Raw genomic sequence first — 10772 nt, forward strand, 5'->3', positions numbered from 1 at the left:
CGAAGGAGCCGCGAGATGTCCCCGTCCCCACTCCCGCGCACCCGAACTAGCAGCCCGAGAAGAACCAGCAGTACCGGCAGAGCCAGAGCGGCAGCGTTCGCCGTCGGTACGCTCATCGCCGCCGGCCTGGTCGCGCTCACCGCGGAGCCGGCCGCCGCCGCAGCGACCGGCGGAGTCGGCGCGACCCTGCCCTACGTCGAAGTCCAGGCGGAGAACGCCACCACCAACGGAACCGTGATCGGCCCGAGCTCGGCGTACGGAACGCTGCCCGCCGAGGCGTCCTATCGCAAGGCGGTGACTCTGCAGGGCACCGGGAAGTACGTCGAGTTCACCGCACCGGCCGCAACGAACTCGATCGTGTTCCGCTACAGCATCCCGGACACCGGCAACGGATCGGTGTACACCGCTCAGCTCTCGCTCTACGTCAACGGAACCAAGCAGTCGAACTTCACGCTGACCAACGCATACAGCTGGTACTACGGGGGATACCCGTTCACCAACACCCCCGGCAGCAACCCGCACCACTTCTACGACGAGGCGCATCGGCTCTTCCCGACGGCGTACGCGGCCGGCACGAAGTTCCGGTTGCAGGTCGACGCCGAAGACACCGCCGGGTCGTACACGATCGACTTCGCCGATTTCGAGAACGTCGCCGGGGCGCTCGCCCAGCCGTCCGGCTCGGTCTCGGTGACCAGCCACGGCGCCGACGCGACCGGCGTAAACGACTCGACGGCCGCGTTCAACGCCGCGATCGCTGCAGCCGGAGCCGGTGGCACGGTGTGGATTCCGGAGGGCACGTTCCGGATTCCGGGCAGCTCGCCCGGGTGCGGGATGTCGTGCAGCCACCTCGTCCTCAACAACGTCACCATCAAGGGTGCGGGGATGTGGCGATCCACGATCGTCGGCAACGCGCCCGGCTTCTACGGCGGCTGGGCGCCCAACGGGGGCAGCGGCGTCCACCTGGCCGACTTCGCCATCTTCGGCAACGTCCAGGAGCGAAACGACGGCGACCAGGTCAACGGCATCGGTGGCGCGTTGAGCAACTCCACCGCCGACCGGATCTGGATCGAGCACCTGAAGGTCGGCGCTTGGATGGACGGGCCGATGAACAACCTCGTCCTCTCCGGTATGCGTATCCGCAACGTGACCGCGGACGGCGTGAACTTCCACAACGGCGTCACCAACTCCAAGGTCACCAACAGCGATCTGCGCAACCTCGGTGACGATGGCCTCGCGACGTGGTCGGACACGAACGCCGACGCCAACGACTCGTTCGACCACAACACCGTGCAGTACCCGATCCTGGCGAACGGCATCGCGATCTACGGCGGCCACGACAACTTCGTCACCGACAACCGGGTCATCGACTCCGGTCTCGCGCAGGGCGGCGGAATCCATGTGGCGCAACGGTTCGCCTCGACCGCTCTCGGTCGCACCGACGTGCTTCGGAACACGATCATCCGGTCGGGCAGCCTCGACCCCAACTGGAACTTCGGGGTGGGCGCGCTATGGTTCGACGCTCGCGACGCCGCCATGTCTGGTCTGACCAATGTGGATAACATCCTGATTCAGCAGAGCCCGTTCGAGGCGATCCAGTTCGTCTCGGGGTCGAGCATCACCAACGTGAAGATCAACAACGCGACGATCCAGAACTCCGGCACCTGGGTGGTCCAGGAGCAGGTCGGCGGCTCGGCCACCATCACCAACAGCACCGCCACGGGCACGCAGGCGCCGGCCGCCGTCTACAACTGCGGCGTCGGCTTCACGCTCACCGACGGCGGCGGTAACTCGGGCATCTTCGGCTCGACCGCCTGCCAGAACATCACGACTCCGACATTCCCGCCGTACCTGCCGGACAACGGGTCGCAGATCTCGATCAGCCCCAGCACGCTCGGCTTCGGCTCGGTCGCGACCGGCTCGTCCAGCGCGCCGCAGGCGGTCACGGTCACCAATAGCGGCACCTCCGCCGCGCCGGTCGGCTCGATCACGGCCTCCGGCGACTTCAGCCAGACCAACACCTGCGGCTCGTCGATCGCCGCCGGGTCGTCGTGCACCGTCTCCGTGGTCTTCACCCCAACCGCATCTGGTACGCGTAACGGAACGCTCGCCCTGACGGCTTCCGGAATCACGAACTCCGTGCCCTTGTCGGGAACGGGCGTCGCGCCGGGGCCGATCCTGAGCCCGAACCCCACGTCGTTGACCTTCGCCGGCACCATCGTCGGAAGTCCGGCAGCCGCGCAGACGGTGACCGTCACCAACACCGGCACCACCACGGCGACCATCTCCGGGGTCACGGCCTCCGGCGATTTCAGCCAGACGAACAACTGCTCGTCGTTGGCGGTGAACGCCTCGTGCACGGTGACGGTCGGCTTCACTCCGACGGCGTCCGGCAGCCGGACGGGGACGCTGACGTTGTCCAGCAACGCCAACAACAACCCGACCACGGTGGCGCTGACCGGAACCGGCATCGGGACGACAACCAACCTCGCCCTGCAGAAGGCCGCCACCGCCAGCAGCCAGGCCAACGGCTCGCTGACCCCGGCGCTGGCCGTCGACGGTGACGCCAACACCTACTGGGAGAGCGCCAACAACGCGTTCCCGCAATGGCTGCAGGTGGACCTGGGCGCGACCTACAACATCGGCAAGGTGACGCTGAAGCTGCCGCCGTCGAGCGCCTGGGGCACGCGTACGCAGACGCTGTCGGTGCAGACGAGCACGAACAACTCCACCTTCACGACGGCCGTCGGTTCGGCGACGTACACGTTCACCTCACCGGCGAACGTCGTCAACATCAGCGTCCCGGCGACGAATGCCCGCTACGTCCGGGTGAACTTCACCGCCAACAGCGGCTGGCCGGCCGGGCAGGCCTCGGAGTTCGAGGTCTACCCGAGCGGCGGAGGCGGCACCTCGCCGACGCTGAGTGCGAGCCCGGGCTCGCTGACCTTCGCCAGCCAGGCGGTGAACACGACGAGCCCGGCGCAGGCGGTCACGGTGACCAACACCGGCACCGCCACCGCGACGGTGTCGGGCGTGACCACGACGGGCGACTTCAGCCAGACCAACAACTGCGGCTCGCTGGCGGCCGGAGCGACGTGCACCGTCAACGTCAGCTTCCGGCCGACGGCCTCCGGTACGCGTACCGGAACGCTGACGGTCACCAGCAACGCGGCCAACAGCCCGACCACGGTGTCGCTGACCGGAACCGGCGCCGGTGGCAGCACCGAGCTGGCGACCGGCAAGCCCACCAGCGAGTCGAGCCACAACGACGTCTACCCGTCGTCGAACGTGACCGACGGCAACCAGAACACCTACTGGGAGAGCGCCAACAACGCCTTCCCGCAATGGGTTCAGGTCGACCTCGGCTCGGCGCAGAGTGCGAGCCGGATCGTCCTGCAACTGCCCGCCACCTGGGGCGCGCGTACGCAGACGCTGTCGATCCTCGGCAGCACCGACGGCTCGAACTTCACCACGGTGAAGGCGTCGGCGGCGTACACGTTCGACCCGGCGAGCAGCAACACCGTCACGGTCACCTTCACCGCGACGAGTCAGCGCTACTGGCGGATCAACTTCACCGCCAACACGGGCTGGCCCGCCGGGCAGTGCTCCACCGTCCAGATCTGGACTAGCTGACCGACGTCAGGGGATCCCGCCCAGGCTGGTGGGGTCCCCTGACCTCCGTGGGGGAGTGCGCCTCCGCCCAGCGCACGACGGCCGGCATGACGAGTCCCACTAGGACGAACACGCCACCGAGGAGCAGCCAGCCCGGCGTGCCCCAGGTGATGCACAGCAATGCGACGACCGAGGGTGCGACGACGTTCACCAATCCGGTGCCGAGGCTCGAGACCCCGGTGTACTGGCCTTGGGCGTACGCCGGGACGAGGCTGAACCGCAGTTCCATCGAGCCCGCGGCCTGCCACAATTCGCCCAGCGTATGCACCGCCACCCCGAGCGCTATCAGGACGGCGGCCACCCAGCTCGGCGTACCAGATGCTATTGAAATCAACGCCATGCCTGCGAGAAACGCGGGCCCGGCGCGGCGGAAAGCCCTGGCGCCGGTCGCACTGTCGGCGACACCGCGACCGGCGCGGACCTGGAATACGACGATGAGCGCGGTGTTGAGCAAGGTCACCGCGCCGACCAGCCACCGGGGCGCGGCCGTGTGCCCGACGATCCAGAGCGGCAGACCGAAGACCAGGACCCGGCCCTGGATCGCCATGATCGCATCGAGGACGGTGAAGGTCACGTAGCCGCGGTCGCGGAGAGCGAGCCACCGGCCGGCCGCCACCGGAGGCTGGACCGGAGTGACCGACGGCAGCCGCAACGTGATCGCGGCGCTGAGCACGAAGCTCATCGCGTTGCCGACCACCACCGCGACGTACGCCGGCCGGGTGTCGAACTGCACCGCGAAGCCGGCGGCGACCGCACCGAGCGCACCGGCCAGGTTGGCGACCGACCGCAGGTACGCGCGGAACCGGGGCAGGTCGGCGTCGCCGAACTGGCGCACGAGCGGCGCCCGAGCCGAGACGCTGGCGTTGCGGGCCAGCTCGCCGATGCACAGCGCTACGAGGAAGAAGCCGAAGGAGCGGACCGCGACCAGTGCGGCCATCGCCCCCGCTTGTATGCACAGCGTGACGAGATAGACCTCGCGCGGACCACGACGGTCGGCCAGATGCCCCACCGGTATGCCGGCCGAGATCCCGACGATGGCCGCGATGCCCAGCGCAGCGGCGACCTGCGCCACCGACAGGCCCACCACCCGGGTGGCGAACAGCGCGGAACTGACCATGAACATTCCGCTGCCGAGCATGTTGACGAACGACGACAGCGCGATGACGCGTTGCGGGCGAGTTCCGGGGATCAGCACTCGGTGGAGGTTAGTGGCCGGTTCACGCCGCCGGAGTCGGTTCGTCGCCCGATACCGCTAAGCGGCCCGAGCTGCTAACTTACTTATTGTCCGCGCGATCATGAACTACCGGACGTTGTCGGCCGGCGTGTCGTGTCCCGAGCCCCCTGATCGACCCCACGACGCCCTGATCAACTGCGGCTGGCGACGTTCTCGGCGATGCGGATCAGCCAATGCAAGTCGTTGGCGCGCGATTCCGGACTGGCCTCGGGGTTGAGGATGCTCGCTACGAAGACGGCGACGTCATCGAGGTGCCGTTCGCTGCGGTAGTAGCTCAGCATCATCTCGTCCGGATCCAGCGGCCCATAGCCCCGGCGGAACAGTTCGGCTCGGCGCGCGTTGATCGGATGTTCGCCGAAGTCCTGGCTGAAGACGAACATCAAGTCCCGTTCGCGCGGCGCGAGGATCGGTGCGTCCCAGTCCACGACGTGCAGCGGACCGTCGGCGTCGGCGATCAGGTTGCCGGGATGGATGTCGGCATGGCAGATGACGTGCCGGGTCGGGCGTACGCGGGAGGCGAGTTCGTCGACCGTGTCCGACAACCGATGCAGGGCGGCACCGTAGCGCTGCCATAAGTTGCTCGTCTCTATTTGCGGTTCAAGCGCCCGGAGCCGCTCGCCTGCGGTCGACCGGAAGGTCTCGGCGGGCAAGAGCGATGCGACGTCGGCGTTCGGCGTGACCGCATGCAGGTGCCCCAGGAACTCGCCGTACTCGATCCACTGCCGATCGGTGAGACCGCGGCTCCACAGGCTGCCGCCCTCGTGGAACGGATAAAGCAGCAGCTGAAAGTCGCCGTACGCGTGACAGGTCCCGCCGCTCGGCCGGTCGATCGGGGCCACCACCTGCTGGACTCCGTACGCCCGAAGAACGCCGGGCAGTTGCACGGCGGCTGCCGTGAACTCACCGCGCCGTAGTTTGAGGAAGCGCGCGCCGTCTGCACCTTCTACCCGGTACGCCCACGCCTGCCCGTCGAGTCCGACCGGCAGGAACACGAGATCGGCGACATCGATCGCCCAAGCGTCGGCCACCTCTGCGGCCAGCGCCCGCGTGTCGATGTCTGGCGGGTCGATCACGTCGTGAGCCTCACAGGCAAAAGGTCTGGCTGGCAACGAGATTTCGCACCCAGTTCGTGTCGCCCGCCAAGATCAGGTGCCCCTCATCAGCTTCGAAACGCCGTTTTCGTAGATCAAGTTCCGGTGGCCAGCGCTCAGAGCCCGATTTCGCGCTGACCAGGGGAACTTGATCTACGAAATCGGGCGGAAATCGCTGACCACGGGCACTGGATCAAGGAAAGGCGCCAGTGCGTAGGACCGGATGACCCGAGGGGTCGGGCGCATGAGCGATGATGCAGGGATGAGAGACGTTCCGATCCGCGACGAGATGATCCGGCTGGGCCAGTTCCTGAAGCTGGCGGGGGTCATCGAGTCCGGTGGCGAGGCCAAGTCCGCCATCGTCGCGGGGGAGGTCGTGGTCAACGGCGAGGCCGAGGTACGCCGAGGTCGGCAGCTGCATCGCGGAGACGTCGTCGAGATCGACGGGGAACGCCTGCGCGTCGCCTGATCGGCGCGGCCACGACCTGTGCCCGCCTCGGTCAACGAGAGGGCCCGGGCGATCGCCGTCGACGCGGCGTAGGCAACCCCGCGCCACAGCCACGCCGACCGGGGGAACCGGGCCTGCGTCACCGCTCTGAGCAGCGAGGTTGTCGACGTCATGAGGTCAACTTAGCGACGCCGCCCGGCCCGAACCAGGACGCTGGATCGAGTCTTCCGGTAGACCTAGGTATACCGGCCGAGCCTGCTCCCGGCCGAGTGCTGCCCGCCGACGCCGGCTGATGTGGGGCAGGGTGATGTGGGGGAGCGCCAGCCCGGCGACCACCACGAGGACTCCGGTGGCCGCGCCCAGTTCGGGCAACTGACCGTCCATGATGGATGCGACGGCGAGAGTCGCCAGGGGCAGTACGCCGACGAGGACGCCCGCGCGCTCGACGCCCAGCTGCTGCATGCCCAGGAACCAGGCGATGAAGGCAACCACCGTCACGAAGACCGCGAGGTACGCCAAGCCAACCGCTTCGAGCAACGTCGGCATCCGCATCGCGGCCACTTCTCCGGTGGCCACTGCGCCGATCACGAGCAGCGGGACGGCGAGCAGACAGCTGTACGCCGAGACGCGTACGGCTCCGAGGCCGGGCAACAAAGGGGCGGCGAGCAGGGAGAAGGCCGCTTCGCACGCGAGCGCGCCCACGGCGGCGGCCAACCCGATGGCGTCCGTACGCCCGAGTCCCTCGACGACAGCGGTCCCGGCGACGACGACGGCGGACGCGGTCACGAGGCGAGTGGCCGGCCGCCGCCCGGCGAGCACGGGCCCGAGCAGGGCGAGGATGAGCGGCGCGGCCCCGATCGCGGTGCCGATCACGGCCGGCTCGGCATGCCGCAGCCCGATGAGCACGAAGGCGTTGAACGCGGCGAGCCCGACCGCGCCGAGCGCCACCAGCAACGTCAGGTCTCGCCGGGTCGGCCGCGTACGCACCGGAGCGGGGAAGAACCGGGCGACGCCGAAGAGCAGGACGGCGGCGACGGCGTACCGCAATGCCTGGCCGGTCAGCATCGGATAGGCGGTGACGAGCCGGCTGACCGCCACCGAACTGCCGACGATCGTCATGCCGAGGACGCACAACGCGTACGAGAGCTTCATGATCTCGACCGTAGACTGCGATTGGTCCTCACATGAGGGCCACTTGAGCGATGAATTGGAGGACCACTTGGAGGCGCTCCTCTCGTTCGAGCGGACGGGTCGCGGGGTTGCCGGACGGCTGACGGCAGCTCTGCGTACGGCGATCGAGGAGGGGCGGCTGACGGCGGGCACGCGGTTGCCGTCGAGCCGAGAACTCGCCACCGAGCTGGGCGTGTCCCGCGGTGTCGTCGTCGAGGCGTACGAGCAGCTGATCGCCGAAGGATGGCTCACCGGGCGGCGCGGTTCCGGCACGACGGTCACCTCGGCCGGTCAGCCGCACGACGCCAGCGCACGCGACTCGTTCGTCCCGGCCGGGCCACTGCCACTCCGGCCCGGCATTCCCGATCTCGGGCTGTTCCCGCGGGTCGCTTGGCGTCGTGCGTACGAGTCGGTATTGACGACGATGCGTGACACGGACCTGGACTATGGCGATCCCGCGGGCCCGGCGGCGGTCCGCGAGCAGCTCGCCGCCTATCTGCGCCGGGTGCGCGCGGCCCGGCTCGCGGCCGCGGACCTGCTGCTCACATCGGGCGCGGCGCATGCGTTTTCCCTGGTCGGCATGGTGTTGCGCGCGGCTGGGCACCGCGCGGTCGCGATCGAGGACCCGGGCAGCCAGGGCATCCGCGAGCAGCTGGCGCACGCGCTGACCGTGCGGCCCGTCCCGGTCGACGAGGAAGGGCTCGACGTGGCCGCGCTTGCGCGCACCGATGTCCGCGCGGTCGTGGTCACGCCCGCGCACCAGTTTCCGACCGGCAGCGTCCTGTCGCCCACGCGCCGCGCGGAACTCATCGCCTGGGCGCGGCGCACCGGCGGCGTCATCATAGAGGACGACTACGACGCCGAGTTCCGCTACGACCGCGATCCAGTCGGCTGCGTGCAAGGCGTCGCGCCGGACGTCACCATCTACATAGGATCGACGAGCAAGGCGCTGGCACCGGCTCTGCGGCTCGGCTGGCTGTCCGCGCCGGTCCGGCATTTGGCGGCGATACGCACAAAGCGGCGGTCGATCGATCTAGGTGGTCCGGTGCTGGAGCAGCACGCGTTCGCCAACCTGGTGGGCAGTGGTGCGTACGACCGTCATCTACGGCGAGCCCGGCGTGCGTACCGAATCCGGCGGGACGCCCTGGTAGCCGCGCTGGAAACGCAGCTACCCGGGCTACGCATTCACGGCGTCGCAGCCGGGCTGCACCTCGTGCTCGACCTGCCACCCGGCTCCGACGACGTCGCCGTGGCCGCCGCCGCGAGCCGAGCCGGGCTGGGACCGCTCGCCTTGTCGGCATGCCGCATGGTCGACGGCCCGCCCGGCCTGGTTCTCGGGTACGCCGCCTCGACCCCCGACGAGCTGGCCGCCGCCACCGTCACCCTGGCCGCCGTCATCCACCACCCCCCATCCCGTTGATCATGGGCGGCCATGATCAGCGGAAGATTCGCGGTGCCATAGCCCCACATTTTCTCCGTTGATCTCCGCCACGAACATCGGAAGCCGACGATCACGACGGCATTGTTGGTTGCGTCCACCGTCCGTCGCAATGAACTGGGTCACGCGCGCGTGGGTGCTAGCCAGAGGATCAACTATTTGCTAACTTTAGCAACTTGTGTGGTCAGGTGCTGTCGTGGAGCCGTGGCCGGCGGGCGCTGCCGTACGCAGTCGCACCGCCGATGGCCGGTATCGTGAAGGCGAGCAAGGGAGTGCGGGCGAGCAAGGGAGGTGGCCCGGTGTCCACGCCGCTGTATCAGGCGAAGGCGGAGTTCTTCAAGGCGCTGGCCCATCCGGCTCGCATCCGTGTCCTGGAGTTGTTGTCCGAGCGGGAACATGCCGTGTCGGAGATGCTGGCCGACGTCGGCCTGGAGCCGGCGCACCTGTCCCAACAGCTGGCCGTCTTGCGCAGGCTGAATCTGGTCACCACCCGCAAAGAGGGTTCGGCCGTCTTCTACTCGCTGGTCAGCCCGCAGGTCGCGGAGCTGCTCGCAGTGGCGCGCCGGATTCTCACCGAGGTGCTGACCTCGCAGGCCGGGCTGCTCGACGACCTGCGAGCTACCGACACCGCAACCGCGTCCTAAAAGTCCACGGCCCAAGAGCCCGCGTCGGAAGAGCCGCGAGGCCCGCATGGGCCTGACGAGGAAGATGCTGGCCGTGGGCAAGGCGGCCGAGCCTGAAGGCGAGCCCGACGCACCGCTGCCCGCAGCGGCAGCGCTACGAGGTTCGGCGCAGGTGCGGCACGTCGACGCGGGGTCCTGCAACGGCTGCGAGATCGAGATCGGTCAGGCGTTCTCGCCCGTCTACGACGCCGAGCGGCACGGCGTACGGCTGGTGGCGTCGCCTAGGCACGCCGATGTGCTGACGGTGACGGGTCCGGTCACGGTGAACATGGCCGAACCGCTGCGCAAGACCTACGAGGCGATGCCGGAACCGCGGATCGTGGTGGCGATCGGCGACTGCGCTCGCAATTGCGGCGTCTTCGCGGGCGGTCCGGGCGTACTCGGTCCGGTGTCCGATGTGGTCCCGGTGGATCTGCACGTCCCGGGGTGTCCGCCCGAACCGTCGGCGATCGTGGCCGCCTTGCGGGGGCTGACCGGGCGATGACCAGCTGGGATCCGATCGGCACCGCGCTGGCCACATTGCTCGCGCTGTCCGTCACGGCGTCCGCGGCCGCCTTGCTGCCGGCCCGCATCAGGCCGCGGCTGGTCGGTCCGCTCCTGGCCGCGTCGGGCATCGCCGGCGCGCTCGGCGGGGTGGCCGCGCTTTCCGGCCGGTCGTGGCGGCTCGATCTGCCCGAGTTGCTCCCGCTCGCGGGCGTACAGCTCTCGGCAGACGCGCTGTCCGGGTGGTTCCTCCTGCTGATCGGGGCCGTCACGACCCTTGCCGGCATTTACACCATCGGGTACGCCGAAAGCACCGGCCAAGGTCCCGGGTCGCGTACGGCCCTCCTGGTTCTGCCGATGTTCACGGGTTCGATGCTGCTGGTCCCGGTGGCCGACAGTGTTCCCACGTTCCTCGTGTGCTGGGAATTGATGGCAGTCACCTCGTTGCTGCTGGTGCTGACCGAGCACCGCCATCGAGCCGAGGTACGCCCAGCGGCGATCTGGTACGCGGCGATGACCCAAGCCGGCTTCGTCACCGTCCTCATCGGACTGGTCT

9 protein-coding genes are annotated in these 10772 nt (G+C 68.8%); 6 read left to right on the plus strand and 3 right to left on the minus strand.

Annotation, left to right across the window (positions count from 1 at the left end):
- Positions 1-15: 15 nt before the first annotated feature.
- Positions 16-3630 carry a choice-of-anchor D domain-containing protein gene (locus tag HOV77_RS03250; RefSeq protein WP_290857321.1) on the plus strand — a complete coding sequence of 1205 codons (3615 nt, stop codon included), beginning with the start codon at positions 16-18 and terminating at the stop codon, positions 3628-3630.
- Here HOV77_RS03250 and HOV77_RS03255 read toward each other — a convergent pair.
- The gene (locus tag HOV77_RS03255) at positions 3623-4864 is read right to left on the minus strand and encodes an MFS transporter (protein WP_290857323.1); all 1242 of its coding nucleotides are present in this window, start codon (positions 4862-4864) and stop codon (positions 3623-3625) included. The genes HOV77_RS03250 and HOV77_RS03255 overlap by 8 nt on opposite strands.
- Positions 4865-5034: 170 nt before the next feature.
- A complete protein-coding gene (locus tag HOV77_RS03260) occupies positions 5035-5976 on the minus strand; it encodes an aminoglycoside phosphotransferase family protein (RefSeq protein WP_290857326.1) in 942 nt (313 codons plus the stop codon).
- A 280-nt stretch (positions 5977-6256) separates the two neighbouring features.
- Between HOV77_RS03260 and HOV77_RS03265 the strand changes: the two genes are divergently transcribed.
- Entirely contained in the window at positions 6257-6463 is a 207-nt protein-coding gene (locus tag HOV77_RS03265) for an RNA-binding S4 domain-containing protein (protein WP_290857332.1), read from the plus strand.
- Between the two features lie 156 nt (positions 6464-6619).
- Here HOV77_RS03265 and HOV77_RS03270 read toward each other — a convergent pair whose 3' ends face one another.
- Entirely contained in the window at positions 6620-7594 is a 975-nt protein-coding gene (locus tag HOV77_RS03270) for a DMT family transporter (protein ID WP_290857337.1), read from the minus strand.
- 43 nt (positions 7595-7637) lie between these two features.
- On the opposite strand from HOV77_RS03270, the gene HOV77_RS03275 reads away from it, so the two are divergent.
- The 4 genes from HOV77_RS03275 to HOV77_RS03290 all read left to right on the plus strand — a co-directional run.
- Positions 7638-9032 (plus strand): PLP-dependent aminotransferase family protein, encoded by a 1395-nt coding sequence (locus tag HOV77_RS03275; RefSeq protein ID WP_290857339.1) that lies wholly within the window; start codon positions 7638-7640, stop codon positions 9030-9032.
- Between the two features lie 317 nt (positions 9033-9349).
- Positions 9350-9694, plus strand: a complete 345-nt coding sequence (locus HOV77_RS03280; RefSeq protein WP_290857348.1) for a metalloregulator ArsR/SmtB family transcription factor — start codon at positions 9350-9352, stop codon at positions 9692-9694.
- A 46-nt stretch (positions 9695-9740) separates the two neighbouring features.
- Positions 9741-10217 (plus strand): NADH-quinone oxidoreductase subunit B family protein, encoded by a 477-nt coding sequence (locus HOV77_RS03285; RefSeq protein ID WP_290857341.1) that lies wholly within the window; start codon positions 9741-9743, stop codon positions 10215-10217.
- The coding region (locus tag HOV77_RS03290) for a hypothetical protein (RefSeq protein ID WP_290857344.1) at positions 10214-10772 on the plus strand (559 nt) is incomplete at its 3' end. The genes HOV77_RS03285 and HOV77_RS03290, both read left to right, overlap by 4 nt.

The organism is Hamadaea sp. (assembly GCF_013362815.1).
Classification (GTDB): Bacteria; Actinomycetota; Actinomycetes; order Mycobacteriales; family Micromonosporaceae; genus Hamadaea.